General features: G+C 65.9%; 29 protein-coding genes and 1 tRNA gene. 16 read left to right on the top strand and 14 right to left on the bottom strand.

Annotated features, from left to right (window positions below; all coding sequences use genetic code 11):
- From IT540_RS08325 to lpxA, 12 genes are all read left to right on the top strand, one after another.
- The coding region (locus tag IT540_RS08325; protein WP_291175686.1) for a 30S ribosomal protein S2 at positions 1-945 on the top strand (945 nt) is incomplete at its 5' end.
- Positions 946-1,052: 107 nt separating this feature from the next.
- Complete coding sequence (gene tsf / locus IT540_RS08320; RefSeq protein WP_291175683.1) at positions 1,053-2,006, top strand: translation elongation factor Ts; 954 nt, start codon at positions 1,053-1,055, stop codon at positions 2,004-2,006.
- 104 nt (positions 2,007-2,110) lie between these two features.
- Positions 2,111-2,836, top strand: coding sequence for a UMP kinase (gene pyrH / locus IT540_RS08315; RefSeq protein ID WP_291175681.1), 726 nt, complete (start codon positions 2,111-2,113; stop codon positions 2,834-2,836).
- A gap of 83 nt (positions 2,837-2,919) precedes the next feature.
- Positions 2,920-3,483 carry a ribosome recycling factor gene (gene frr, locus IT540_RS08310; protein WP_291175678.1) on the top strand — a complete coding sequence of 188 codons (564 nt, stop codon included), beginning with the start codon at positions 2,920-2,922 and terminating at the stop codon, positions 3,481-3,483.
- A gap of 188 nt (positions 3,484-3,671) precedes the next feature.
- The gene (locus IT540_RS08305) at positions 3,672-4,430 is read left to right on the top strand and encodes an isoprenyl transferase (RefSeq protein ID WP_291175676.1); all 759 of its coding nucleotides are present in this window, start codon (positions 3,672-3,674) and stop codon (positions 4,428-4,430) included.
- A gap of 11 nt (positions 4,431-4,441) precedes the next feature.
- Entirely contained in the window at positions 4,442-5,320 is an 879-nt protein-coding gene (locus IT540_RS08300; protein ID WP_291175673.1) for a phosphatidate cytidylyltransferase, read from the top strand.
- Positions 5,321-5,412: 92 nt separating this feature from the next.
- Positions 5,413-6,666, top strand: a complete 1,254-nt coding sequence (locus tag IT540_RS08295; protein WP_291175670.1) for a 1-deoxy-D-xylulose-5-phosphate reductoisomerase — start codon at positions 5,413-5,415, stop codon at positions 6,664-6,666.
- Positions 6,667-6,741: 75 nt separating this feature from the next.
- Positions 6,742-8,148, top strand: coding sequence for an RIP metalloprotease RseP (gene rseP, locus IT540_RS08290; RefSeq protein WP_291175667.1), 1,407 nt, complete (start codon positions 6,742-6,744; stop codon positions 8,146-8,148).
- Between the two features lie 296 nt (positions 8,149-8,444).
- Entirely contained in the window at positions 8,445-10,793 is a 2,349-nt protein-coding gene (gene bamA, locus IT540_RS08285; RefSeq protein WP_291175664.1) for an outer membrane protein assembly factor BamA, read from the top strand.
- 233 nt (positions 10,794-11,026) lie between these two features.
- Complete coding sequence (lpxD, locus tag IT540_RS08280; protein WP_291175661.1) at positions 11,027-12,082, top strand: UDP-3-O-(3-hydroxymyristoyl)glucosamine N-acyltransferase; 1,056 nt, start codon at positions 11,027-11,029, stop codon at positions 12,080-12,082.
- Between the two features lie 56 nt (positions 12,083-12,138).
- Positions 12,139-12,642, top strand: coding sequence for a 3-hydroxyacyl-ACP dehydratase FabZ (fabZ, locus tag IT540_RS08275; RefSeq protein ID WP_291175658.1), 504 nt, complete (start codon positions 12,139-12,141; stop codon positions 12,640-12,642).
- The gene (gene lpxA / locus IT540_RS08270; RefSeq protein ID WP_291175655.1) at positions 12,635-13,441 is read left to right on the top strand and encodes an acyl-ACP--UDP-N-acetylglucosamine O-acyltransferase; all 807 of its coding nucleotides are present in this window, start codon (positions 12,635-12,637) and stop codon (positions 13,439-13,441) included. The genes fabZ and lpxA overlap by 8 nt, the downstream gene beginning before the upstream one ends.
- An 18-nt stretch (positions 13,442-13,459) precedes the next feature.
- Here the strand turns inward: lpxA and IT540_RS08265 are convergent, their stop codons facing one another.
- Positions 13,460-13,972, bottom strand: a complete 513-nt coding sequence (locus tag IT540_RS08265) for a pilus assembly protein N-terminal domain-containing protein (protein WP_291175652.1) — start codon at positions 13,970-13,972, stop codon at positions 13,460-13,462.
- Between the two features lie 153 nt (positions 13,973-14,125).
- Here IT540_RS08265 and IT540_RS08260 point away from each other — a divergent pair, with 153 nt between their 5' ends.
- Both IT540_RS08260 and IT540_RS08255 read left to right on the top strand, forming a co-directional pair.
- Positions 14,126-14,344 (top strand): hypothetical protein, encoded by a 219-nt coding sequence (locus IT540_RS08260; RefSeq protein ID WP_291175649.1) that lies wholly within the window; start codon positions 14,126-14,128, stop codon positions 14,342-14,344.
- A 107-nt stretch (positions 14,345-14,451) separates the two neighbouring features.
- Entirely contained in the window at positions 14,452-14,961 is a 510-nt protein-coding gene (locus tag IT540_RS08255) for an MgtC/SapB family protein (RefSeq protein ID WP_291175646.1), read from the top strand.
- On the opposite strand, the gene IT540_RS08250 is transcribed toward IT540_RS08255, so the two are convergent.
- Genes IT540_RS08250 through IT540_RS08230 form a run of 5 tightly spaced genes read right to left on the bottom strand, consistent with a single transcriptional unit; the run spans position 14,936 to position 18,275 of the window.
- Positions 14,936-15,718 (bottom strand): ATP12 family protein, encoded by a 783-nt coding sequence (locus tag IT540_RS08250; protein WP_291175643.1) that lies wholly within the window; start codon positions 15,716-15,718, stop codon positions 14,936-14,938. The two genes, IT540_RS08255 and IT540_RS08250, sit on opposite strands and share 26 nt — an antisense overlap.
- Positions 15,715-16,410: an HAD-IA family hydrolase gene (locus IT540_RS08245; protein ID WP_291175640.1), complete on the bottom strand. Its 696-nt coding sequence runs from the start codon at positions 16,408-16,410 to the stop codon at positions 15,715-15,717. The genes IT540_RS08250 and IT540_RS08245 overlap by 4 nt, the downstream gene beginning before the upstream one ends.
- Positions 16,407-17,420 carry an RluA family pseudouridine synthase gene (locus tag IT540_RS08240; RefSeq protein WP_291175637.1) on the bottom strand — a complete coding sequence of 338 codons (1,014 nt, stop codon included), beginning with the start codon at positions 17,418-17,420 and terminating at the stop codon, positions 16,407-16,409. The genes IT540_RS08245 and IT540_RS08240 overlap by 4 nt, the downstream gene beginning before the upstream one ends.
- Before the next feature lie 36 nt (positions 17,421-17,456).
- Positions 17,457-17,693 carry a hypothetical protein gene (locus tag IT540_RS08235; RefSeq protein ID WP_291175634.1) on the bottom strand — a complete coding sequence of 79 codons (237 nt, stop codon included), beginning with the start codon at positions 17,691-17,693 and terminating at the stop codon, positions 17,457-17,459.
- Between the two features lie 36 nt (positions 17,694-17,729).
- Positions 17,730-18,275, bottom strand: a complete 546-nt coding sequence (locus IT540_RS08230) for a type VI secretion system amidase effector protein Tae4 (RefSeq protein ID WP_291175631.1) — start codon at positions 18,273-18,275, stop codon at positions 17,730-17,732.
- A 194-nt stretch (positions 18,276-18,469) separates the two neighbouring features.
- Here IT540_RS08230 and IT540_RS08225 point away from each other — a divergent pair, with 194 nt between their 5' ends.
- Complete coding sequence (locus IT540_RS08225) at positions 18,470-18,979, top strand: hypothetical protein (protein WP_291175628.1); 510 nt, start codon at positions 18,470-18,472, stop codon at positions 18,977-18,979.
- Positions 18,980-19,151: 172 nt separating this feature from the next.
- Here the strand turns inward: IT540_RS08225 and IT540_RS08220 are convergent, their stop codons facing one another.
- The 3 genes from IT540_RS08220 to IT540_RS08210 all read right to left on the bottom strand — a co-directional run bounded on the left by IT540_RS08220 (position 19,152) and on the right by IT540_RS08210 (position 23,050).
- Positions 19,152-20,468 carry a replication-associated recombination protein A gene (locus tag IT540_RS08220; protein ID WP_291175624.1) on the bottom strand — a complete coding sequence of 439 codons (1,317 nt, stop codon included), beginning with the start codon at positions 20,466-20,468 and terminating at the stop codon, positions 19,152-19,154.
- 156 nt (positions 20,469-20,624) lie between these two features.
- On the bottom strand, positions 20,625-22,094 hold the full coding sequence (locus tag IT540_RS08215; protein WP_291175621.1) for a Do family serine endopeptidase: 1,470 nt from the start codon (positions 22,092-22,094) through the stop codon (positions 20,625-20,627).
- A 122-nt stretch (positions 22,095-22,216) separates the two neighbouring features.
- A complete protein-coding gene (locus tag IT540_RS08210) occupies positions 22,217-23,050 on the bottom strand; it encodes a septal ring lytic transglycosylase RlpA family protein (protein ID WP_291175618.1) in 834 nt (277 codons plus the stop codon).
- A 319-nt stretch (positions 23,051-23,369) separates the two neighbouring features.
- On the opposite strand from IT540_RS08210, the gene IT540_RS08205 reads away from it, so the two are divergent.
- Positions 23,370-23,459: transfer RNA gene (locus IT540_RS08205), tRNA-Ser, on the top strand.
- Between the two features lie 525 nt (positions 23,460-23,984).
- Here IT540_RS08205 and IT540_RS08200 read toward each other — a convergent pair.
- From IT540_RS08200 to IT540_RS08180, 5 genes are read right to left on the bottom strand one after another with little or no spacing between them, the layout of a single operon-like run.
- A complete protein-coding gene (locus tag IT540_RS08200; protein ID WP_291175615.1) occupies positions 23,985-24,467 on the bottom strand; it encodes a hypothetical protein in 483 nt (160 codons plus the stop codon).
- Between the two features lie 32 nt (positions 24,468-24,499).
- The gene (locus IT540_RS08195) at positions 24,500-24,832 is read right to left on the bottom strand and encodes a hypothetical protein (protein ID WP_291175612.1); all 333 of its coding nucleotides are present in this window, start codon (positions 24,830-24,832) and stop codon (positions 24,500-24,502) included.
- Positions 24,833-24,856: 24 nt separating this feature from the next.
- Positions 24,857-25,099, bottom strand: coding sequence for a hypothetical protein (locus IT540_RS08190; protein ID WP_291175610.1), 243 nt, complete (start codon positions 25,097-25,099; stop codon positions 24,857-24,859).
- 26 nt (positions 25,100-25,125) lie between these two features.
- On the bottom strand, positions 25,126-25,683 hold the full coding sequence (locus IT540_RS08185) for a hypothetical protein (RefSeq protein WP_291175607.1): 558 nt from the start codon (positions 25,681-25,683) through the stop codon (positions 25,126-25,128).
- A 12-nt stretch (positions 25,684-25,695) separates the two neighbouring features.
- Complete coding sequence (locus tag IT540_RS08180; protein WP_291175603.1) at positions 25,696-25,866, bottom strand: hypothetical protein; 171 nt, start codon at positions 25,864-25,866, stop codon at positions 25,696-25,698.
- Positions 25,867-26,139: the final 273 nt, after the last annotated feature.

Genomic DNA, 26,139 nt, shown 5'->3' with positions numbered 1-26,139 from the left:
GGCCACCAGTCGCATCGCTGGAACCCCAAGCTGGCGCCCTTCCTCGACGGCGCCCGCAACAACATCCATATCCTCGACCTGACCCAGACCGTGCCGATGCTGCATCAGGCGCTGAACAAGGTCTCGGACACCGTCGCCGGAGGCGGTCGCGTGCTGTTCGTCGCCACCAAGCGGCAGGCCTCCGACTCCATCGCTGAGGCCGCCAAGCGCTCGGCCCAGTACTTCATCAATCACCGCTGGCTCGGCGGCACGCTGACCAACTGGAAGACGATCTCGACCTCGATCCGCCGCCTGCGCCAGCTCGACGAGATCCTGGCCGACCCGCAGGGCCGCACCAAGAAAGAGATCCTGAACATCCAGCGCGAGCGCGACAAGCTCAACCAGGCGCTTGGCGGCATCAAGGACATGGGCGGCGTGCCGGACCTCCTGTTCGTCATCGATACGAACAAGGAAGGCATCGCCATCAAGGAGGCGCGCAAGCTCGGCATCCCGATCGTGGCCATCGTCGACACCAACTGTGATCCCGACGGCATCGACTTCCCGGTGCCCGGAAATGACGACGCGGGCCGCGCCATCACCCTCTATTGCGACCTCATCGCCAAAGCGGCGCTCGACGGTCTCGAGCGCGGCCAGGGGATTGCAGGCATCGACGTCGGCGCGGCCGAGGAGCCGCCGGTGGCAACGCTGCCGGATGGCACGGTCAAGGCCTTCAAGGGCATCGATGCACCGCGCGGCGAGGCCGACGATCTGAAGCGCATCACCGGCATCACGCCGAAGATCGAGCAGAAGCTCAACGACGCGGGCGTGTTCCACTTCTGGCAGATCGCCGATCTCGATGCCGAGAACCAGGCGCTGCTCGACCGGCGCCTCAAGCTCAAGGGGCAGATCGAGCAGGAAGGCTGGATCGCGCAGGCCAAGAAGCTGGTCGAGGCGTCGGCCGTCTGATCGGCCGCGCCGATATCCGTCGAAACGCGCGCGGGGACGATCCGCTCCCGCGTGCCGCCACCTAGAATTCACACCTCGCCTTGGCGCATAAGGCGAAAGGAGCAGTCATGAGCACGATTACAGCCGCGGCGGTCAAGGAGCTGCGCGACAAGACCGGCGCCGGCATGATGGATTGCAAACAGGCGCTGACCGAAACCAACGGCGACATGGAGGCCGCCATCGACCTCCTGCGCAAGAAGGGGCTCTCGAAGGCCGCCAAGAAGTCGGACCGCGTGGCCGCGCAGGGCCTGATCGGCGTGGTGTCGAAAGTCCGGTCGGGGGCCGCGGTCGAGGTCAACTCGGAGACGGACTTCGTTGCCCGCAATGCCCAGTTCCAGGAGCTGGTGCAGACCATCACCTCGCTCGCGCCGGCTGCCGACGGCGATGCGGCAAAGCTTCTCACCGCCAAGTATCCCGGCGGCAAGGGCACGGTCGAGGATCAGATCAACGACGCGATCGCGACCATCGGCGAGAACATGACACTCCGGCGCACGGCCGCGCTCTCGGTCAAGGAAGGCGTGGTTGCGGACTACGTGCACAACAAGGCCGCCGACGGCCTGGGCAAGATCGGCGTGCTGGTTGCGCTCGAGAGCGCAGGCGACTCGGACGGCCTGATGGCGCTCGGCCGCCAGCTCGCGATGCACATCGCGGCCGCCAATCCCCAGGTGGTCAACGTCGAGGACCTCTCGAAAGAGGCGATCGAGCGCGAGCGCGCCATCTATGTGGAGCAGGCCAAGGCCGAGCCGAGGAACGCAGGCAAGTCCGACGAGATCCTTGCCAAGGCAAGCGAGGGACGCCTACAGAAGGAGTTCGTCAGCCAGGCTGTGCTGCTCAAGCAGGTGTTCGTCATCGACGGCAAGGCGACGGTCGCCGAGATCCTGAAGCAGGCCGAGAAGGACGTCGGGGCTCCGGTCAAAGTCGCGGGCTTCGTGCGCTACGCGCTCGGCGAGGGCATCGAGAAGAAGACCGAGGACTTCGCCGCCGAGGTGGCGAAAACGGTCAGCGCCGCGAAACAGGGCTAGACGAAACGGGGAAAAGCCGGCGCTTCTGCCGGCTTTTTTTTGCCACACGGCGCCGGGCGCGGCAGACTGCGCGCGGCTTGGCACGAGACACAGCGGAGACCGGCATGACGGCGGATGGATCGCTCAAATACCCGCGCCTGCTCGTCAAGCTCTCGGGCGAGGCGCTGATGGGACGCAACGGCTTCGGCATCGACAATTCCGTCGTCGAGCGCCTGGCGGCCGATCTTGCCGAGGCCCGTGCCGCCGGTTGCGCGCTCTCGGTGGTGGTCGGCGGCGGCAATATCTTCCGCGGACTGCAGGGTGCCGCCAAAGGCATGGACCGGGCGACCGCCGATTACATGGGGATGCTGGCCACGGTGATGAACGCGCTCGCGCTGCAGAGCGCGCTCGAGGCAGTGCGCGCGCCGGCGCGCGTTCTCTCCGCCATCCCGATGCCCACCGTGTGCGAGCCTTACGTGCGCCACAGGGCACTCTATCACCTGGAGCGGGAAAGAATTGTCATCTTCGCGGCCGGAACGGGCAATCCGTTCTTCACGACCGACACGGCGGCAACGCTGCGCGCCGTCGAGATGGGCTGCGATGCCGTCGCCAAGGCAACCCAGGTCGACGGCGTCTACTCCGCGGACCCCAAAAAAGATCCCGCAGCGCAGCGTTTCGACCGTCTCAGCTATGCCGAGGTGCTGGCACGGGACCTCAAGGTGATGGATGGGGCGGCGATCGCCCTTGCCCGGGACAATCAACTTCCGGTAATTGTCTTTTCCATCGACGAGCCGGGCAATGTGATCAAGCTGCTCAGGGGATCCGCCCGAGCCACGGTCATTCACGGATAGTGCCCGGCCGATTTCCGCGATCCCTCTCGCAGCGCGGAGGCGGCGCCCGGTCGCCAACGGAACCAAAAAAGGAGAACAGTCCGGTGTCCCTCACGACGTTCGATCTCAAGGAAATCGAAACGCGGATGCGGGCGTCGCTCGATGCGCTGAAGCGCGAGCTCGCAGGGCTGCGCACGGGGCGTGCAAGCGCCCACCTCCTGGATCCGGTGCAGGTCAACGTCTACGGCTCCAGAATGCCCCTCAACCAAGTTGCCACCGTGGCCGTGCCGGAGCCCCGCATGATCTCGGTGCAGGTCTGGGACAAGAGCAACGTTCAGGCGGTGGACAAGGCGATCCGCGAGGCCAACCTAGGGGTCAACCCCATCCTCGACGGCACCATGATCCGGCTGCCCATCCCAGCGCCGACCGCCGAGCGGCGCCAGGAACTCGCCAAGCAGGCCCACAAATACGCGGAAGCCCATCGAGTGGCGGTGCGCAACGTGCGCCGCGAGGGCATGGACCTGCTCAAGAAGCTCGAAAAGGACGGCAAGATGAGCGAGGACGAGCATCACAAGAATTCCGCCAAGGTCCAGGAACTGACCGATAAGCTGGTTAAGGAGATCGATCAGACGCTCGCGACCAAGGAAACCGAGATTCACAAAGTTTAAGCCGGGACCGGATTTTTTGTTCGCAATCGGAGTATGGTGTGCGCCGGCGCGATGGGCGTGACAGGATCAAAGATGGCCATGCTTCATTTCCTCACACTCGCAATTCCGCCCGGATGTTGCGCGCCTCTGCATGACTTGGATCGACGCCCTTTCCGCTAGCCAGCCCTCAAACCATCGCTCGAACGCCCGTGGCAGACAGATCGAAATCCTCCGAGAGGACCTTGAACGCGCCGATCACGCCGCGGCACGTCGCCATCATCATGGATGGCAACGGACGATGGGCGGCCGAGCGCGGCCTGCCGCGCGCGCTCGGACACCGCTCGGGCGTCGAGGCTGTCCGACGCGCCGTGAAAGCCGCGATCGAGCTCTCCATCCCATACCTCACGCTCTACAGCTTCTCGTCGGAGAACTGGTCGCGTCCCCAGGACGAGATCGACGATCTCATGGGGCTGATGAAGCGGTTCATCCGCCGCGACCTCGCGGAGCTCCACCAGAACAACGTGCGCGTGATGGTGATCGGCGAGCGTGAGAACATCGAGCCGGAGATGGCGGCGCTGATCGATGAGGCGTGCGAGCTGACGCGAGACAATACGCGCCTCACGCTCGTCATCGCCTTCAACTACGGCGCACGCGGCGAGATCACGCGCGCGGCTCGACGGCTCGCGGAGGAGGTGGCCGCCGGGCGGCTCACGCCGGCCGAGATCACCAGCGAGGTGATGGCGCAGGCGCTCGACACCGGCGGCGTGCCGGATCCAGACGTGCTGATCCGCACCAGCGGCGAATGCCGGCTCTCCAATTTCCTGCTCTGGCAGTGCGCCTACACCGAGTTCGTCTTCCTGGACGCCTATTGGCCCGACTTCGACCGCGAACTGCTGCTCGAGGCGATCTCGCAATACCGGGCGCGCGAACGCCGCTTCGGCGGCCTGCCTTGCCGATCCACGGCCTGAGGCACGCTCTCATGGAGGACAATCGCGCGCTCGGCAGCCCGCCCGACGAGATTGTGCCCCCCCGCCCGTCATCCAACGTCTGGCTGAGGATCGTCTCTGCGATCGGTCTCGCCATCATCGCGTTCGCGGCGGCCTGGGCCGGGGTGCTGCCGTTTGCGTGCGTGGTGCTCGCCGTCGCGCTCATCATGAGCTGGGAATGGTCCAGCATGGTCAGGGGCGGGGGCATCGACGTATCGCTCGTCGTGCACGCCCTCGCGGTGGCGGCCGCGGTTTCGCTGGCGGCCTTCGGATTTGCGGCGCTCGGCGTCGCGGCGCTCCTCATCGGCACCATCATCGTGCTCGCCCTCGAGTTCGGCTCGCGCCCGATCCTGTCGGCTGCGGGCGTGCTCTACGCCGGTCTGCCTGCCGTGGCGCTGCTGTGGCTGCGCGGCAGCGAGCCGCTCGGATTCCAGGCGGTGCTGTTCATCGTGCTCGTCGTGGCGGCGACCGACACGGCGGCCTTCGCTGCCGGGCGGCTCATCGGCGGCCCACGCCTCGCACCCGCCGTCTCGCCCAACAAGACCTGGAGCGGCCTCGTGGGCGGCCTCTCCGCGGCCTCCGCCACTGCAGCGCTCTTCGCCTACGCGACCTCCGCCCCGGTGGCGGCGCTGGCGATCATCGGGCTGGTCATGGGGCTCATCGCGCAGGCGGGCGATCTCGCGGAGTCGGCGATGAAACGGGCCTTCAACATCAAGGACGTAAGCCAGCTTCTGCCCGGCCACGGCGGGTTCATGGACCGCATGGACGGGCTCGCGCCGGTTGCGGTAGCTGTGGCGCTGGCGGTGCTTTTCCTCGATCCGCAGGCGCCAGCAGAGGCGCTGCTCGCGGGTCTTACGCGTGGGGCGCCTTGAGGCGTCTGGCGGGCTATGCTGTGGAGGGCGGCCCCAAGGGTTGCGCTCGTCTTTTGCGATTGCAGGCCCGGCCTGATGGAGACCGACCGACCATGGCGCATGTGGTGAGCGTATCGAAGGGCACGACGCGCCAGGACGACGCGGCGGAGGCAAGCCATCAGCCGTCGCGTCCGAAGGCTGCCGCGCCGCTCAGGCTTTCGGTGCTGGGTGCCACCGGATCGATCGGTGCCAGCACGCTCGATCTCGTCGCACACCATCCGGACCGGTTCGAGGTCGTGGCGCTTACCGCGCAGTGCAACGCGCGCCGGCTGGCGGAGCTCGCCGTCGCCCATGGCGCAAAGCTCGCCGTGGTCGGCGACGCGGCGCACTACGCCGAGCTCAAGGCCCTGCTGGCCGGCACCGGAACCCGCGTCGCGGCCGGCCCCGAGGCGATCGAGGCCGCCGCGCGCGAGCCCGCCGACTGCGTGATGGCCGCCATCGTCGGCGCCGCGGGCCTCAAGCCGACGTTCGCCGCCGCCGAGCAGGGCAGCCGGATCGCGCTCGCCAACAAGGAATGCCTGGTCTCGGCGGGCGATATCTTCATCAGCCATGTGGGGCGGAGCGGCGCCGAGCTGATGCCCGTCGACAGCGAGCATTCGGCGGCGTTCCAGGCCATCGGACGGACCAACGCCCGCTCCATCGAGAAGATCGTCCTCACCGCGTCGGGCGGGCCGTTCCGCACCTTCGACAAGGCGCGGCTCGCGCGCGTCACGCCGGAGGAGGCGCTGCGCCATCCGAACTGGTCGATGGGCGCGAAGGTGACCATCGATTCCGCCACGCTGATGAACAAGGGGCTCGAGCTGATCGAGGCGTTCCACCTGTTTCCGGTGGGAGCGCACCAGCTCGAGGCGGTCGTGCACCCGCAATCGGTCGTGCACTGCCTCGTCATGCTGGAGGACGGATCGGTGATGGCGCAACTGTCGCACCCCGACATGCGCACGCCGATCGCGCTGGCGCTGGCGTGGCCCGAGCGCCTTCAGACCCCCGTGGCGCGACTCGATCTGGTGGCGCTCAAGAACCTGTCGTTCGAGCCGCCCGATCTGGACCGCTTCCCGGCTCTCGGGCTCGCGATCGACGCGCTCGGCCGGGGCGGCGCGGCCCCCTCCGTGCTCAACGCGGCCAACGAGGTCGCGGTGACCGCCTTCCTCGAGCGGAAGATCGGATTTCTGGATATCGCGCCCACGGTCGGTGCGTGTCTTGAAAAGGCCGAAGGAGAGGGCCTCATTAGCGGTGTCGAGACGCTGGACGACGTGATCGCCGTCGATGCGGAGGCGCGACGCATGGCACGGATGCTGCTTCCGGGATAAGACAGCGCGCCGGGCCTATGCCCGCAAGCGCCGATACGACCAGAAATTGAGCCCAGTCGACGGGATTTGAGCAGAATGATCGAAGGGTTAGTCAGTCAGGTTGCCACGTGGGGCCTCAACATCGTCGCCTTCCTTTTCGTGCTCGGCGTAGTGGTGTTCTTCCATGAGCTCGGCCATTTCCTGGTGGCCCGCTGGTGCGGCGTCACCGTCACCACGTTCTCGATCGGCTTTGGACGGGAGCTCGGCGCCTTCGTGGACCGGTACGGGACGCGCTGGCGGCTCGCGGCCATCCCGCTCGGCGGCTACGTCAAGTTCCTCGACGATGCCAATGCCGCGAGCCAGCCCTCGGCGGCCGCACCCGAGACCCTTCCGCCCGGCTCCTTCCATGGCAAGCCCGTTTGGCAGCGCGCGCTCGTCGTCGCGGCCGGCCCGGCCGCGAACTTCATCGTGGCGGCGCTGATCTACACGGCCGCTAACGCCGCCTACGGCGTGTCGATGATCACGGCACGCGTGGACCAGGTGGTGGCGGACATGCCGGCGGCACAGGCCGGAATCAAGGCCGGCGACGTGATCACAGACATCGACGGTTGGAGCATCGAGACCTTCGACGACGTGGTGCGGATCGTCACGGCCAGCAGCGGCCGGACCCTCAACATCACCGTCGACCGCGGCGGGGAGGCGCTGACCTTCCCGGTCACGCCGCAGATCAAGGACCAGAAAAGCGACCTCGGCGTCACGCTGCGTCTCGGGGATATCGGCATCCAGCGCATGCTGCCGGCGCGGATCGGGACCGTGGTGCCGGATTCGCCGGCCGAGAAGGCCGGGATCGCGCCCGGCGACGTCATCACCGCCATCGACGGGGCGCCTGTCACCTCCTTCGAAGACGTGATCGACATGGTGGGCCCGGCGGCCGGGCGGCCGCTCGCCCTCACCGTGGACCGGGGCGGGACGGCCCATACCATCACCGTCACCCCGGGCGAGGTGGACGGCAAGAAACCCGACGGTACGCCCTACAAGCAGGGCCGAATCGGCGTCTCTCCCGACCGGCCGGCGCCGGTGGCCGTGTCGCTCCCGGAGGCGGCCCGACTCGGTGTGCGGGAGACCTATGCCAACATCGTTCAGACCGTGACCGGGATCTGGGATATCCTGACCCAGCGCCAGTCGGCGGACCAGGTCGGCGGCCCGATTCTGATGGCCGAGGTGACGGCGCGAGTCGTCGAGCTCGGCTGGGAGCCCCTGCTGCGCTGGACGGCGCTCATCTCGGCCAACATCGGGCTATTGAATTTGCTACCAATTCCGCTTCTAGACGGCGGACATCTCGTGTTCTACGCCATGGAGGCGATCCGTCGGCGGCCGCTCAGCCAGCGGGTCCAGGAGATCGGATTCCAGATCGGCATCGCCGTGGTGCTCATGATGGTGGTCTTCGTCAACCTCAACGACCTCATGCGGCTCGGCAAAAGGTGGCTATTTGGTGGCGGGTAGGGGCTCGCGCGAATCTGCGTTGGGTGACGTAAACTTACCACTTCCCAGTGCCTTACCTGCTTGTTAAGAATGCAAGAAGTGAAGGGTTCCGACGGCGCGATTCGAAGCTGGGGGCTTCGAATGGTTAGAGTTTTTTTCGCACCGACGGAGCCTTTGCGTTGGGGGAAGCCCTGACAAAATCAAAGACGGCTCGGGAACCATTCTGCCGACGGGTTCCATGAGTTGAGGGGGATCGGCACAAAAAAGGCGAGGCAGATCCGCGCATGGTGCAGTTTAGGATCATGTCGTTGGGGAGAATGCGCCTGCTGCTTTGGCTGGCGGTGGCTGCTCCGGCATTCTTAGCCGTCGAACTCGCGGCCGTTTCCAATCCTGCTCACGCCCAGGGCGTGGTTCGCGATATCCGTGTCGAGGGCAACCGCCGCGTCGAGCCCGAGACCGTACGCTCCGACCTCCAGTTCTCCGTTGGCCAACCCTACGATCCGGGCAAGGTCGATGCCTCGCTGCAGGCGCTGTTCGCGACCGGCCTGTTCGCCGACGTCTCCATCAACCAGGAAGGCGATACCGCCGTCATCTACGTTGTGGAGAACCCGGTCATCAATCAGGTGGCCTTCGAGGGCAACAGCGAGGTCGACACCGATACCCTCAAGGCCGAGGTCCAGCTCAAACCGCGCTCCGTCTACACGCGTGCCCGCGTGCAGGGTGACGTGCAGCGCATCCTCGACGTGTATCGCCGTCAGGGCCGTTATGCCGCGTCGGTCGAGCCCAAGATCATCGAACTCGAGCAGAGCCGCGTGAACCTCGTGTTCGAGATCAACGAGGGTGGCGCCACGAAGGTGCAGGGTATCAATTTCACCGGCAACCACGCCTTCACGGACGCTCAGCTCCGCGACATCATCTCCACCACGCAGAGCGGCTGGTTCGACTTCCTCAAGGGTACGGCCTTCTACGACCCCGACCGCATGAACCTCGACCGCGAGCTTCTGCGCCAGTTCTATCTCAAGAATGGCTATGCCGATGTACGCGTGGTGGCCGCCAACGCGGAGCTCGACCGCGAGGGCTCCGGCTTCTACGTCAACTTCGCCATCGACGAGGGCGAGCTTTACACGTTCGGCTCGGTGACGATCGAGAACTCGCTGCCCGGACTTGATCCGAACTCGCTCACCGGCGAGATCCTGACGCACCAGGGCGCCATCTATAACGGCTCGAACGTCGAGAAGACGACCGAGAAGCTCACGCTGCTCACCGCCGAGCAGGGATTCGCCTTCGCCCGCGTACGTCCGCGCGCCGTACCGGATGCCGCGGCGCGGACGATCTCGCTCAGCTATCTCATCGACGAAGGTCCGCGCATCTACATCGAGCGCATCAACGTCAACGGCAACCTGCGCACCAAGGATCATGTCATCCGCCGCGAGTTCCGTCTGGCGGAAGGCGACGCCTACAATCCGCTGCTCGTGGACCGCGCCAAGAAGCGCCTCAACGGCCTCGGCTTCTTCAAGTCCGTGGATATCAAGCGCCGGCCGGGCTCTGCCTCGGACCGCGTCATCCTCGACGTCGATCTCGTCGAGCAGTCGACCGGCGAGCTGTCGTTCGGCGCCGGCTACTCGACCTCGGAAGGCGTGATCGGTGACGTCTCCATCAGCGAGCGCAACCTGCTCGGCAATGGCCAGTTCCTGAGGCTGCGCCTCGCCGGCTCGCTGGAGCGGCTGCAGGTCGACCTCTCGTTCACCGAGCCGCGCTTCCTGGATCAGAACCTCTCCGCCGGCTTCGATCTCTTCCACAAGGAGATCGATCAGACGGACGAGGCCGGCTACTACTCGACGCGCACGGGCGGCACCGTGCGCCTCGGATTCCCGCTCTCGGAAGACCTGTGGATGCAGACCGGCTACACGCTGGAATACACTACGATGGACATCGAGAACAAATATCACGACTACGTTTCGGACGTCGTGATCCGCGAGATCGAGACACGCGGCGACGACTCGCTGACGTCGTCCATCGGCACGTCGCTCACCTACGACAAGCGCAACCATCCCAAGAACCCGACCAGCGGCTACTATCTGCAGCTTGCGACCGACTTGGCGGGCCTTGGCGGCGACGTGCAGTACGTGCGCGTGAACGGCGAGGGACGCGCCTACTATCCGATCACCGAAAAGATCACCTTCGTCGGCCGTCTCATCGGCGGCCATATCGAAGGATGGGGCGATGACGATATCCGCCTCACCGACCTCTACTACCGCGGCGGCGAGACGATCCGCGGCTTCGACCGCGGCGGCTTCGGCCCGCGTGACCTCTCCAGCCCGCGCAAGGATGCGCTCGGCGGCCGGACTTTCTGGGCAACCACGGCTGAGATCCGCTTCCCGCTGCCGTTCGTGCCGGATGACCTCGGCCTCTCAGGCGCCGTGTTCGCAGACGCTGGCTCGCTGTGGAACGCGAACGACCTAGCGAAAGAGATGGGCAAGATTGGTGGGGGGAACCCAGGCGGAATTACGCTCGCGGATGACTCCTCCATCCGCTCGTCGGTCGGCGCCAGCATCATGTGGAACTCTCCGGTGGGCCCGATCCGCATGGACTTCGCCAAGGCGCTCACCAAAGAGAAGTACGACGAAGAGCAGTTCTTCCGCTTCGGCGCCTCGACCAAGTTCTAAGGGCCTGCCCCGTATACAGAGGCCCGGCAGCGCGTTCTGCCGGGCTTTTTCTGTTTCTCGTCCAAAGGGGAAATTGTCATCCGATCGTCTGGACCGCAGACGCTTCTGGTCTTAAGAGAGGGGCGCGGCGACCCTCTCGGGCTCACTTCGGTGAACTCCTCGGACCCCGTGTCCCGCCGCTCCCGCGATCCCAATTGCTCCACGGCCCAGCAGGACCTCGAAAGCCTCGTCCCATGAACCATCCCGGTTTCTTCAACATCGCCGGGCCTTTCACGCTGGCAGAGATCGCCGCCGCGACGCAGTCCGAGATCAAGGGCGACGCGGCGGCAAGCGCGCGGACGCTCGACGGCGTGCAGCCGCTGTCCGAAGCCGCGCCGCATCACCTCTCCTTCTTCGACAACCGCAAGTATCTGCCGCAGCTCCTTGGGACCAAAGCCGGCGCTTGCCTGGTCTCGGCGCCCTTTGTCGAGCGGGTGCCGGTTGGCACCGTCGCGCTCGTCGCCAAGGCGCCCTACCGGGCCTTCGCGCAGGCGCTAGCACTCTTCTACCCCGAGGCCATGCGCTGCAAGGCCGCCGAGAGCGGGACGGACGTGCGCATCTCCCCGTCGGCCGTGATCGAGGACGGCGTCGAGATCGAGCCCGGCGCGATCGTGGGGCCGGAAGCCCGCATCGGGCGCGGAACGCGCATCGCCGCCGGCGCCGTGATCGGCTACCGCGTGGCTATCGGCCGGGACTGCTACGTCGGCCCGCTCGTCTCGGTGCTGCATGCCCTGGTCGGGGACCGGGTGATCCTGCACGCCGGAGTGCGCATCGGCCAGGACGGGTTCGGATTCGCCATGGGTGCGCAGGGACACCTCAAAGTGCCGCAGGTGGGGCGCGTCATCATCCAGGACGACGTGGAAATCGGCGCGAATTCAACCGTCGATCGCGGGGCTCTTAAGGATACGATCATCGGTGAGGGTACCAAAATTGATAATCTCGTCCAGATCGGGCACAACGTGGTGATCGGACGGCATTGCGTCATCGTCGGACAAGTTGGAATTTCGGGCTCGACTGAGCTCGGAGACTACGTGGTCATGGGCGGGCAGTCCGGCGCCGTCGGCCATATCAAGATCGGCAACGGAGCGCAGATCGCCGGAGGCTCTCACCCGAAGGACGATGTTCCGCCGGGAGCTGTGCTGGCGGGCACGCCTGCGCGACCCTTCAAGCAGTGGGCGCGCGAAGTTGCCGCCGTGTCGCGATTGGCGCGCCGCGCGGGAGGCTCACCCGATGACTCGGGCGGCTCCTGAAACTTTGACTTGTGCCCGGAGACGTACCCGGCCGGGCGAAACGGAGTAGGATGGGGATGGACGACACAACGAAGAAGTCGCAACTGAAGACCGCGGACATCGGCAAGATCCTCAAGCTGTTGCCGCACCGCTATCCCTTCCTCCTGCTCGACCGCATCTACGACATCAACGGCGACGAGACCTGTGTCGGCGTCAAGAACGTGACCATCAACGAGCCGTTCTTCCAGGGTCATTTTCCGCAGTACCCCGTCATGCCGGGCGTGCTCATCATCGAGGGCTTGGCGCAGACGGCAGGCGCACTCTGCGTGCACAGCCTCGGCGAGGACTACAAGACCGAGCTCGTCTACTTCATGGGCATAGACAGGGCCAAGTTCCGCAAGCCCGTGCTGCCCGGGGACCAGCTCCACTACCATGTGCGCAAGATCCGCAACCGCGGACGCGTCTGGCGCTTCTACGGCGAGGCGAAGGTCGACGGGCAGACGGTCGCGGAAGCCGAGATCAGCGCCATGCTCGCCGACACCGCAGAGGCTCGGGCATTTGCGGCAAGCAAGAATGGCTGAGATCAAGGTTCATCCCACGGCCATTGTCGAGGACGGTGCCAAGCTCGGAGACGGCGTGAGCGTGGGCCCGTTCTCCGTCGTCGGCCCCGAGGTGGTGCTCGGCGACGGCGTCGAACTCGCCAGCCACGTCGTGGTGACGGGACGTACAGCGGTCGGCCAGCGCACGCGCATCTTCCCGTTCGCCTCCATCGGCCATCAGCCGCAGGACCTCAAGTACAAGGGCGAGCCGTCGACGCTCGAGATCGGATCCGATTGCCTGATCCGCGAGGGCGTGACGATGAACCCCGGCACCGCGGGCGGCGGCATGAAGACCGTCGTCGGAAACTCCTGCGCGTTCCTTGCCAACTCGCACGTGGGGCACGACTGCCACGTGGGCAACAACGTCATCCTTTCGAACAACGTGATGCTTGCCGGCCATGTAGAGGTCGGCGACTTCGCCATCCTCGGCGGCGGGGCCGCGGTCATCCAGTTCGCGCGTGTCGGCGCTCACGCCTTCCTCGGCGGCATGAGCGGGCTCGAGCAGGACCTCATCCCTTACGGCATGGCGCTCGGCAATCGCGCCTACCTCTCGGGGCTCAATATCATCGGGTTGCAGAGGCGCGACTTCTCCCGCAGTCAGATCCACGACCTGAGGCGCGCCTACCGGCTCCTGTTCGCGCAGGAGGGAACGCTGCTCGAACGCGTTGCGGACGTGGCCGAGGAGTTCAAGGACCACCCGACGGTGATGGAGATCGTTGCCTTCATCAAGGCGGGCGGCAAGCGGTCCATGTGTACGCCGAAGAACGGCGCGGATGCCTAAAGGCGCCTGGCGCGGGGTTTACTCCGCGCTGTCGCCGCCGTCGGCTCCGCCGTTGGAGACCCTGGTCTTGGTCTCCGCGTGGCGCGAGATCATCGCGAAATATTCCTTGTCGTCGCCGATGGTGAGCGTCGGCGAGCAATTCGGCGTGCAGCTATAGGATTCCCGCTTCCCGCCCTTGCTCAGGTTCACGGTGCGTACCTCGTCGCGCTGCACGACGATGCGCTGGTCCTGGATAATGTTGCGGTCATCGTCAAGCGCGATGATGTTGGTGATGCCAAACGTCTTGCCGGTCACCACGAGCAGGTTGCCGCCGTGGATGGCCACGTCGGCGATCGACGGGTTGCCGATGATGACGCTCGCGACAGGGCGCGGCAGGCGCAGCAGTTGCGACTGGTCGTAGGCCACGACGAGGTCGGCGGCCTTCGCCTTGCCGGCGATAAACAGCGCGGCCATCACCATCACGGCCGCCGATAGGACGGTTGCAGCCCGGCCGGAGCCCAGACGGCGCGCGAGAACGACTGCGGTCGGCACGATCGGCCACTCCCATTGCTTGAGTTATCTCCATTTGGCGCCAATTGCGTAAACGAAGCGCTAACGCTTGCCCCAAAGCGGCGACACCGCGCAGGAACCGGCCTCGGAGTTCGGCGTTTTTCCTGAGATTCCGCAAATGCGAGAGGACTCCTCATGCAACGCAGCACGCTCATCATTATCATCGCCGCGTTCGCCGTGCTGGGCGGCGCCGTCCTGCTGGCGCAGAACGACCGACTTGCCACCTCCGTCTCCGACAACGAAGGCACGCGCGTTGAAGCACCGGGAACACGGGTGGAAACCGACCGCGACAGCACGCGCATTCAAGCGCCAGGCGTCGACATCACCGTACCCAGAGATAAAAGTGGCGACTGACAAGCATCAGATGACGAGAGAATGATAACCGCGAGATTGCCGTTCCTCTGCCCAGCGTCTTGCCGTATTCTGCCTATTCGCTCGGGTTCTCTGGAGGGTCGGCAAACGTGACGTCTCTCGAGCTTTTGTCCCCTACCGGTGTTCTGGCTTACGCGGAGGTGGGCTTCCGCCTTGTGCTCGCGACGGCGCTGGCAGGGTTGCTCGGCTGGGACCGCGAGGACAAAGATCGTCCTGCCGGCCTGCGGACGTATATGCTGGTGGCGCTCGCCGCAGCGGTCTTCACGGTACTGACGTTCGAGATCTACGAGACGATCAGCGCAGGGCAGAGCCAGGTCAACGCCGATCCCATCCGCATCATCGAGGCGGTGACGGCCGGCGTGGCTTTCCTCGCCGCCGGCACCATCATCCAGGCTCGTGGCTCCGTGCGCGGCCTCACCACGGGAGCCGGCATGTGGATGGCCGGCGCGCTCGGCGTGGCCACCGGCGCGGGGCAGTCCCTGCTCGCGATCTTCGCGGCCCTGCTCTCGTTCGCCATCCTGAGGTTTCTGGCGCACCTGCAGTCCGACCCAAGCAAGCCGTCGGGGCCGACGCTCATCGACGAGAGCGAAGATAGCTGAGGCAACGGCTCGCGGCCTCGAACTCGGCGCGCCGCTGCGCCGTGTACGCTTCGGCCTCGGCGTCGCGTCCCCATTGCTCACGCTGCCATGCCTCATCGACGCTGGTCGCCTGCCAGGCGTCCTCCAGGGACAAGTGCCCACGCCAATGGGCAATGGCGACCAGGGCTGAGCCGCCGATCGTCGTCAGCACGTGGAGCGCCGCCAGACTCAGGCTGTCGATGCCCGTCAGCGAGCGCCGGACGGCGTCCAGGGCCTCGGGTGGCTGGTCGATCGGCATGAGGCCAGCGCGCAGCACAAGATCGGCACCGAGATCGCGCCTGGCCCAGGCGAGGATCGGGTTCCACGCCTCGTCCTGGCGCCGCACGAGTGCATCGGGGGTTTCGGCGCGATAGCAGAGAAGATCGCTTCCCGCGAAGGCGACGATATCGTCTGCGACCTCGCGGCTGCGCTCGGCGACCGCGTCGAGTGCCGAGTTCACGAGCCGGGTCAGCGGCATGCTGGCCGGGTCGACGTGCTCGCCCTGCGCCTCCCATTCGGCGGCTATGGCCGCGGCGAGGTCTTGGACCGGCACAACCAGCTCGCGCTTCGCGGGCGTTCGGATCGTGCGGCCGTCCAACAGCACGGCAAAGCTCCCGCCGCGCTCGGCGACCGCAACGGACGTGTAGAAGCGTTTCGGCAGCGGCGCGCGCAGGGCTTCCTTCCCCGGAATCTTCGCGCCCTTCTCCTGGCGGTCGGATGTCTCGCCGTTCCGCGTCATGCCGTGAGCCGCCGGGCCATGATGAGATCGAGCGCGCGCTCGAGGTCGCCGGTGTCGGGCGAAACGTGGTGAGCGCCGGCGGCCCTCAAAGCCTCCTCCGGATGATAGCCCCACGCGACCCCGACCGCAGCGGCGCCGGCGCCGCGCGCCATCTCGATGTCATAGGTCGTATCGCCGATCACTACCGTGTCGACCGGCAGCGCCGCCGTCTCGTCCATGGCGGTGAGCACCATGGAGGGATGCGGCTTCGACGGATGCGTGTCGGCGGTCTGGATGGTGGCGAACAGACCGGCGAGCCCTTCCCGCTCGAGCACGGAGGCGACGCCGCGGCGGGACTTTCCGGTGGCGATGCCGAGCACGACATCCTCGCGGGCGGCGAGCCTCTGCAGCGTATCGCGAATGCCGTCGTAGAGCGGCTCGGCGTGATCCGCCCGCCGGCCCTGCGCGGCGAACGCGGCCTTGTAGGCTTCCGCCAGGCGGTCGACGCGCGCGAGATCGCTGCCGTCCGGCACCAGGCGGGCGACCGCGATGCCGAGCGACAGCCCGACGACGCCAACCACCTCCTCGCGCGGCGGCGGCGCCAACCCCTCGGAAAGGAAGGCGTCGCTCATGGCGGCCACGATGGCGTGCTGGCTGTCGACGAGCGTGCCGTCGCAATCGAAGATGACGAGCTTCACGGACGTCGTGGTCATCCGTCGTCCTTGTCGAAGCGCCGAGGATCGAGCCCCAGGAGTTCCCACGTGACGAGCATGTGCGGAGGCAGCGGTGCGGAGACGTCGATCTTCTCGCGACCGGCGGGATGAGGAATGACGAGCCGGCGCGCGTGGAGATGCAGCTTCGGCTCGATGTTCTCGGCCGGAAGGTCCATGCCGCCGTCATACTTGTTGTCACCGACGATGGGGTGGCCGATCAGCTCCATGTGCGCGCGGAGCTGATGCTGGCGGCCGGTGACAGGCTTCAGAGACACCCACGCCGCCTTGTGAGCGACGCGGTCGATCACAGAATAATGCGTCGTGGCGTGCATGGCCTCCTTCTGCTCGCCAGGACGCGCCTTGCGCACGCGGTCGCCCTCGGGACCCGAGGCTTTGACGAGCGCCGCCTCGATCTTGCCCTGCGGCGGCTTTGGCACGCCCTTGACGAGTGCCCAGTAGGTCTTCGCCGCAGAGCGTGTCTGGAAGATGCGGCCGAGCTTGGCGGCGGCAGCGCGGTGCTTGGCGACGAGCAGGACGCCGGTCGTGTCGCGGTCGAGGCGGTGCACGAGTCGCGGGCGGTCGCCGAAGCGGTCGGCCATGCCGGCCAGGATGCCGTCGATGTGGCGGCGCGTGCCCGTGCCGCCCTGCACGGCGATACCGAACGGCTTGTTGAGCACCAGAACGTCGTCGTCCTCGTAGAGGATCATGCTCTCGATCAGATCGCGGTCAGCCTTGGAGGCGGGCGGTGCGGCGGCGGCCTTCGCGGCGGGGCTGCCGGCGCGCGGCGTGCGCGCCGCCTTGGGCACGCGCACGTGTGCGCCGGCCTCCAGCCGCTCGCCGGCCTCGACGCGGCGCGCGTCGACGCGCACCTGCCCCGAGCGCAGCAACTTCTGCAGGTAGCCGTGAGTGATCTCGGGGAAGTGCGCGCGGAACCAGCGGTCGAGGCGCATGCCGGCCTCGCGCTCGGCCACCTCGATCGTCTCCACGCGCTCGCTTACGCGGTCATTCATTCACTGTCTTTCACGGGGCCAGAGGCGCTTGCCCGCTCAGTCGGACCGCGCCTTGTCGCGCAAGGGCGTGCCGATCGCCCAGCCGATGGTCCAGCCGACGATCAGACCCGCCAGGTTGACGATCATGAACGCGAGCTGGTTGATGTTCTCGGCCTCGTCCGAGCTCTCGAACTTGAACTGCAGCGCCGCCCAGTCGGCCACGGGGCCACTCAGAAAGTGCATGGCGAGCGCGGCGCCGGCAATCGCGAAAATGATGGCAATAAGATAGCGCATTCAATCCTCCGGCGGTGGCTCGCGTTCGCGCGCCGCTTACTTGACCTCCCAGAACCAGATCTCGCCGGCTCCAGCATAGTTCGAGTAGTAGCCGAGCCAGGAGAACCATTCCATGAGCCATTTCGCGGACGAGCGGTAGCCGTTCCAGACGTCGATATGGTCGCCTGTCGGACGGCCGGTGTCGCTCGAGCGGCGCCAGTAGTCCTGGATGTAGATGATGCCGGTGCGCCCGAAGATCCTGGGATAGAATTCTGCGGCGTTCGCGCCCACGTACTTCTCGGTCGGACCGATGCCGGCAATGTTGGCGCGCGCGATACCGTTGGCAAGCTGGCTCGCGTTGATGAAGTGCATCTGGTCGCGCGGATGAACGGAGCAGTGGGAGATGCCGGAAAGCTGGGAGGGCTGGACGCCCGCCCGGCGCAGCGCGACGCCCATGCGGATGGCGCACTGATTGGCGAAGACCGGGAAGCCGAGCAGCACCTGCTTGCCTTCCAGGTTGGTCAAATTGTGGGGGGCAATGCAGGGCGACTGGACGCTCTCGTTGATCGGATGCCCGCGCCATAGATCGTTGAATTCAATCATGAAACGCTTCCCTACTCGTGCTTCCGCGGCCGTGCGCGGCACCCCTCTCCCGCCGGCCGGGACTATAGTGCGCCCCGCAGGCGTTGGCCAGTCGGTCCCCCTCGTCCCGCGCGCGAGCGGGACTGCCCGTGGTTCGAATGCGTCATCTTGGTGATACCGATGGCTCGGCAGACGCGCCGGAAGGGCTGGACCCCGTGAAAGCAAGAACCGTCACCGTCAACGACCGCATGCAGAAGACCTATCGTTACCGGTTGACCGAGCCCGTCGGGCGGGGCTTCGATCCCGAGTTCCGCCCCGACCTCAAGCCGGCCGAGATGCTGCGGCTCGGCGTCTTCGGCGGCAAGTACATGACCGACTGCAGAGACGAGTTTCCGGCGAGCTGGTTTCAGCACGCCAAGCTTGCGCCCAGTGGCAAGGACCCGGCGCTCAACTTCTTCGGCATCGATGCAAGCCAGCCGCTCTCGGAGTGGCGCCGCAAGGGGTGGATCCATCCCGACGATCCACGCGGCTGGTTCCAGTGGTACTGCCGGTACTACATGGGCAGGCGGATGCCCGACGAGGACGCGCGCCAAATCGCGCGCTGGAAGGCGATCCGGCGCCACGTGCGCCAGATCGAGCGCAATTGCGAGCGCGGGGATCTTTTCTGCCGCAGACGCCAGCGCCAGGCGCTGCTCCACTGGGCCTATGACAGCCGGAAGATCTAGTGACGCGCGAGGCGATGCGGCCACGTGTCTGGATTCCGGCCGTCCATGCGAAGCATGGCTTCGCCATGACGCCCGGATGACGGAGAGGTGAGGCTATCGGCTCGATCAAAAACAACGTCACTCCGGCGGAGGCCGGAGTCCAGATACGTTGAAGATATGCGCCGTCGCTTCCCTACTCACGCGAGCGCTTCTTGCGCAGGCTGTCCCAGTAGGCAAGGCGCTTTGCGATCTCGCGCTCGAAGCCGCGCTCGGGCGGATCGTAGAACTTCGGGCGCTGCTTCATCTCGTCGGGGAAGTAGTTCTGTCCGGAGAAGGCGTCTGGCTGATCGTGGTCGTACTGATAGCCGTCGCCGTAGCCCTCCTCCTCCATGAGCTTGGTCGGCGCGTTGAGGATGATCTTGGGCGGAGAGAGCGAGCCGTGCTCCTTCGCGGCCCGCATAGCTGCCTTGTAGGCGACGTAGTTGGCGTTGGACTTGGGAGCCGTGGCCACATAGATGACGGCTTCGGCCAGCGCCAACTCGCCCTCGGGGCTGCCCAGGAAGTCGAACGCCTCCTTGGCCGCGTTGGCGACAACGAGCGCCTGCGGATCGGCAAGCCCAATGTCCTCCACCGCCATGCGCACAATGCGCCGCGCAAGGAAGAGCCGGTCCTCGCCACCGTCGAGCATGCGGCAGAAATAATAGAGCGCCGCATCGGGATCGGAGCCGCGCACGGCCTTGTGCAGCGCCGAGATCAGGTTGTAATGGCCCTCGCGGCTCTTGTCGTAGAGCGGCGCGCGGCGCTGCACGAGTTTGACGAGGGCTTCGCGGTTCAGCGGCTTGGTGCCGGGTTTGACGGTGGCGAAGACCTCCTCGGCGAGATTGAGGATGGCGCGGCCGTCGCCGTCGGCCATGGACTTCAGCGCCTCGCGGGCGTCGGCGTCGAGTGGCAGAGGCCTCCCCTCCTCGGCTTCCGCGCGCTTGCCGAGATCCTCGAGCGCGGCGTCATCGAGACGGTTGAGTGTCAGCACGGAGGCGCGAGAGAGCACGGCGGCGTTGATCTCGAACGACGGGTTCTCCGTCGTCGCGCCGACCAGCGTGATGGTGCCGTCCTCCATGTAGGGCAGGAAGCTGTCTTGCTGGGAGCGGTTGAAACGGTGGATCTCGTCGATGAACAGAAGCGTGCCGCGGCCCTGCTCGCGGCGGGCCTTGGCGCGGTCGAAGGCTTTCCTCAGTTCCGCGACGCCCGAGAAGATTGCCGAGAGCTGCTCGAACTCGAGGTTCGTCTCGCTGGCGAGCAGGCGGGCAATGGTGGTCTTGCCGCAGCCGGGCGGTCCCCAGAGGATCAGGCTCGGAAGGCGACCGGCGGCCAGGAAACGCGTCAGCGTGCCGTCGGGGCCGACCAGATGCGGCTGACCAGCGACCTCGGACAACGTCGTCGGGCGGAGGCGATCCGCCAGCGGGCGCGGGGCGCCCTTCTCCAGACCGGCGGCTTCAAAGAGATTGCTCATCGCGCGATGTTAGAGGCTTTCCTGATGGGATTGAAGGGAGGCCCCTGGGGCCCGGCTCGGCGCGGCTGCAGCGCTTGGCCGGGATGACAACCTGAGTTGGCCGTACTCCGTGTCATCCCGGCCGCAGCGACGCGGAGAGTCGGGCCCCAGGGGCCACTAGCCCGGCACCTGCAGGTTGAAGACCTTGTCGCCGCGGCGCACGGCGACCAGCCACATGCGCTGACGCGTGGCGAGCAGTCCCTCCAGATCGCGCACGTTCGTCACCGGCACGCCGCCGATCTCGGCGATCACGTCGCCGGGCTGGAACCCGAGGCGCGCCGCCGTGGACGCCCGGCGCACAGACAGAACGACGACGCCCTCTATCTCGTCGATTCCGAGCTCATCTACGACTCCCGGCAGGATGTTGGATACGCGCGCGCCGTCGAGCGGATGCTGGCCCGCCAGATTGCGCACGTCGTCGCGGCCCGGCTTCGGCGCGGCGACGAGCGGCAGCTCGACGGTGTGCGGCTGGCCCTTGCGGATGATGCCGACCTTGACAGTACGGCCGACGCCGCGCGTCGTCAGCCGGTATTGGACGGCGCGGGCGTCGGCGACCTCGAAGCCGTCGACGTTGACGATCACGTCGCCGGCCTTCAGCCCGGCACCCGCAGCAGGTCCGCTGTCGGAGACGCGTGCGACGACGGCGCCGGCAACCCGGTCGAGGCCGAGGCCCTCGGCCATGTCGCGCGTCACCGTCTCGAGGCGGGCGCCGAGCCATGGCCGCTCGACCTTGCGTCCCTCGGCTGCGCCTTGCACGTAGAGCCGGACAAGGTTCGAGGGAATGGCGAAACCGATGCCCTGCGAGCCGCCGGACTGCGAAAAGATCATGGTGTTGATGCCGACGAGCTTGCCCGACATGTCGACCAGCGCACCGCCCGAGTTGCCCGGGTTGATCGCCGCGTCGGTCTGAATGAAGACCTGGGAATCCGAGATGCCGATCTCGCTGCGGGCGAGCGCGGAGACGATGCCGCTGGTCACCGTCTGGCCGACGCCGAAGGGATTGCCGATGGCGAGCACCATGTCGCCGACCTCGAGCGTGTCCGAGTCCTCGAGCTCGAGCGTCGGGAAGCGCTGCTCGCCGTTATCGATCTTGAGGATGGCGATGTCGGTCTTGTCGTCCTGGGTCAGCACTTTGGCGTCGAACTCGCGCTTGTCCGACAGCGCGACGCGGATCTCCGTCTCACCGCGGCCGCGGATGACGTGCGTGTTCGTCACCACGATACCGTCCGGGCTGACGATGACGCCCGAGCCGAGCGAGCTCTGGATGCGCTCGGACGGCTGGCCGAACGCGTCGCCGAAGAACTGACGGAAGAAGGGATCGTTGGCGAAGGGCGAGGAGAACGTCTGAACGCGGCGCTGCACGTAAACGTTGACGACGGCGGGGGCGGCCTTGCGCACGATGGGCGAGAAGGAATACTGCGCGACCTCGCGCGACGGAGGCACCTCGCGGCGCGGCGGGGTTTCACTTGGAAAAAGGCCGTCGAAAAGCTGCGCGGCAGCATCCTGCCGCGCGAGGCCGAACACAGCCACGACGGCAAGCAGGCCGGCTCCCGCGAGAACGGCGAGTTCCTTGATTTTGCGCGACATCCTCGGATCCTATGCCCTATGTCCCGCCGCAGGATATAGGGCATGGACCGGGCCGGAGGAAGGCGTCACTGAGGTCCGTCAGGATGCGACCTTCCGCCTATTTCGGTCGGGCTGCACCATGCCTAGCGCGCGAGCTGTGCCGCGCGGTAGCTCTCCGGCGACCACAGCTCGCCGCCGGCCGGTCCGGCGTCGGCGTAGCTCTGGGCGTAGCTTTGCCGCGGATACTCCGGGGAGGCCATACGTGGCGGGCTTGCCGGCGGCGTCCAGGGGCGTGGCTGCACCGGCGCAGGGCGCTTGTAGGCGGCCCATTCGCGCGCCGATTGCTCGCGCTCGAGCGCTGCAATCTCGGGGCCTCCCTTCCAGTGCCGGCTGGCCAGGAACTGGCGCTCGCGCGCATCGTCGCCGTCGAGGGGGGCTGGCCCCGCGTACCGCACACGCACGCGGCCCGTGCCGCCGGACAGGAGCCCCAGTGTGCGGGCCGATTCCCGCGACAGGTCGATCATGCGGTCGCCCACGTAGGGACCGCGATCGTTGATGCGCACAAGGATGGTGCGGTTGTTGGAAAGGTTGGTGACGTAGGCATAGCTCGGCATCGGCAGCGTCGGGTGCGCGGCCGTCAGCGCGTGCATGTCGAAGATCTCGCCATTGGCCGTCTTGCGGCCGTGGAAATCGCTGCCGTACCAGGAGGCGACGCCGACGCGGTCATAGCCGGGCTGCTCTCGCGGGTTGTACCAGCGTCCGCCGACCTGGTAGGGCTCGCCGACCTTGTAGCGGCCGCCGCCCTTGGGGATGTGCTCGCCCGACGCGGCGACGCGGCGGCTCGCCGACACGCCCCACTTCGATTCCGGAAACATCGGCGCGCGTCCGGACGCGCCCGAGGGGCTGGCGGACACCACGCTCTGGGTGCTGGCGCATCCGCCCAAGGCCGCAACGGCGGCGGCCGCGCCCAGCGCCATCAGTGGCGCGCGCAACGCGCGTGCGTGAAAGCTCGATCGGATCCGGGCAAAAGTGTGCCGAGGCGCGGCTGCGCCTTCGCCATGCATACGCGACATCAACGCCATCCCACCGGCCCCTTCGAGGAGCCTTGTCCTGCCTAGCGCTCCCGGACGCCGCTTATAGACGCGGTCTTCCCGATGAGCCGGAGCAGGATGGCAGACAGCGCTTGCGATCCGGTTAAGTCCTCCCCGGCGGTGGATTTTTCACCTTCCGGTAACCGCGTCTTGAGGGGGAGGCGCGGACTGTGTAGGGTCCGGCGCCGCGATCGATGCGCGCACAGGAAGGGTGGTCGAGTGGTTTAAGGCACCGGTCTTGAAAACCGGCGTGGGTGCAAGCCCACCGTGGGTTCGAATCCCACCCCTTCCGCCAGATCACTCCATAACGTATTGATATTATTAAATAATATTTGTTCTCGCGCGGGCGATCCGCAATCCTACCTACATGGTATTTGGGCTCAGTCGCATGATAGCCGTGGCGACTATGCCAACCGCAACCGCAAATGACATGAGAGAGATGCAGAGCAACGCGCGCCAGAGACGCCCGTAAAGGACGCCCTTCGCCCTTCCTCCAGCGCGATCATGCAATCGCGAAGATTCATATCTTACGAGGAAGATAAGGGGACAGAGAAGCAGCCCCACCGACATAGCAATCAAGGCGCATGCAACAACGGGAACCATGGCGGGAGACTTTTCCCAAATCTGCGCCGCAAATGAGAGCAACGCAATCGCACCGCCTCCATTGATGATGAGCAGCGCTTGAATTGCTCGAGTGTGCAGGTCCGCTCTACGCGCCTCTCTGTCTCGAACCCAGTCGTGTGCCCGCGGTCGCATCTCGTCTCCCTGCAATCTAGCGAAAGCTATGCGGGGCCGGTACGCAGGCCCCGTATTTGTAGGCTCACGCCGCCTTCGCTTCCGGCGCTAGTGCTTTTATTGCGGCGAGCCGGTCCTCGACAGGCGTCCAGGGATCGAGGTTGGCGTTTCGGTAGGCACCAAGGCCAAGCGCATTAAAATCGGTCCCTGCCTCTCGTTCGATCACGCGAAGCGCCGACACGATCAGTCGCTCAGCCTCTTGTCTCAATCTCTTGCGCTCGGCGGCCTCATCTGCATCGAGCAGGAAGTCGATCATGTTCCAGACCTGCGCAACTTGGATCATCGCGCCGACGAGTGTCTTGGCCTCGTAGCAAGACAATGCGCCCTTGAGTGCTTCGATGCGGCTATAAACATCCAGGCGCGCGGCTTCGTAGTATCCTTCCGCAGACAGGTCTTTGGCATTCCGTGCGTCGTGCTCCAGATCCTCCAGTTCTTCATATCGGGCTTCCAACTCCGCAATTTGACGTCCAAGCTCCACTACCGGATCGGTGCTCTGCAACTTCGTCATCGTCTTTCTCCCTTCGGTTGAAACGTCGGCACTCACGCTTCCTGGCGCTCAGGAAGCGACGCCAGCGAGTCCAGCAACGCGTCGACGATCTGCTCATTGCTGCCGGCTTCTGACCCGTGCTTCACGACGATCGCCTTCATGCGCACATCGTCAAGGCTCGTCGGCTCGGCCACAGCGATCTCGTCTTCGACGCTCCACACCGCTTCGCATTGCGCATCGTGAGCCGCGTCCGTGAATTCGATGGCGCTTTTCTCGCCCCGATCGTTCGCAGTACGCATTTCGATCTCGATGCGCTCACGCGTCCTTCGCAGGGCGCACCATCGACGGTAGAGTTTCGCGATCTGTGTCTCATCGGTCTCGGTCATTGTTTTCTCCCTTCGATTTAACGCTCACGTGGCTTCGAACTTCTCATGGGTTAATCCGGCCTTCGTCCCGAGGCGATGAATGGCAGCCTGCATCGGCTCGATGATGAAATGGAGAGCGGCATGAATGCTTCCAGGCTCGTGCGCGTGAGCGCCATTGCCGATCGCGTCGTTGAGAATGAACAGCGTTTCGAGCCCGTTTCTGATCTCGTAGAAATCCTCTTCGAATTTGCGCGGATCGATGGCCTTACGTGCGGCTGCTTCTGTCATCGTCTTCTTCCTTCAGGTTGAACGCTTCACGCGATTGATTGGGCGCGTTTGGTCCGGATGTCGACACGCTCTCCGCCCGTCATGCAGAGCACGGCTTCGATGAGTTCGGCATTCGCCCTGACTGAGAAAGCGGACGGACCTCTGAAGGCTGGCCAGTGCACGCCATTGCCCTTTAAAAGGCGTTCGTAATCGCTGCTGTCGTGACAGCCGTCTGCTTCTTTGAGTGCTGCCGTCCACGCGATTTCCGCGCGAACCGCAACATCACTCCACGTCTTCACCGGCTCTCGCCAAATGCCCTCGGCCGCTTCAACGAGGTCGCGCCACAGCAATATATGACGCGCTTCGTACTCAAGCTGAGACCCCTCTGGGCGTCGGAGCGTGATCAGGTCCTCTCGTATGCCGCGGTATTTCAGCATTGCCTCCGAGACAGGCCAATCAATTGCCGCCACGGCGACCGCTTCAGCCGCGCGCCTGTCGACAACTGCGAGTGCGCTGCCACCAGTCCACGGCAGAATAAGGCCGCCAGCGCCGAGTGCTGCACGCAGACCACCAGACAGTAACGAGCGTCGCGAAAGGTTAGACATGGTGATTCTCCTTCAGTTGGGTTTGCGCGGTCGCGCGGGCTTGGACTTGCGGCGCGGACGCCGCTCGACGATGAAGCGCGTGAAATATGGCCTCGCGAGCATCGCCGCGATCTCGCCTGGGGACAGTTGCCAGGCGGGATCGACGGGCCGAACTTGACCGCGAGGAAGCGTGCGATCGGACATGGCGCCCTCCATTCCGAGAGAGGCTATGCGCGAGCGCGGGAGGCGTAGTCGTAAGCCGTACTCCGAGGGCAATCCGGGAATTGCTTCTGGATCTCGGATCCGGACGGTGCGCGCCCGTGTTTGGCGGCATACGCAGCCGCAAAGTCGGAAATCCGGGAATCCGGCTTTCGACCGCGGCGCCCGCCTTTGGGCGGCTTTGCATTTCCCGGACTTGCCGGACTCGATTCCCGGAATGTGCACCCGGCCGGACGGTTGCCCGCGAACGCGAATCCG

Origin of the sequence: Hyphomicrobium sp., from assembly GCF_020852195.1 — a bacterium.
GTDB lineage: Bacteria > Pseudomonadota > Alphaproteobacteria > Rhizobiales > Hyphomicrobiaceae > Hyphomicrobium_C.
This window is presented reverse-complemented; position numbering and strand designations above follow the sequence as displayed.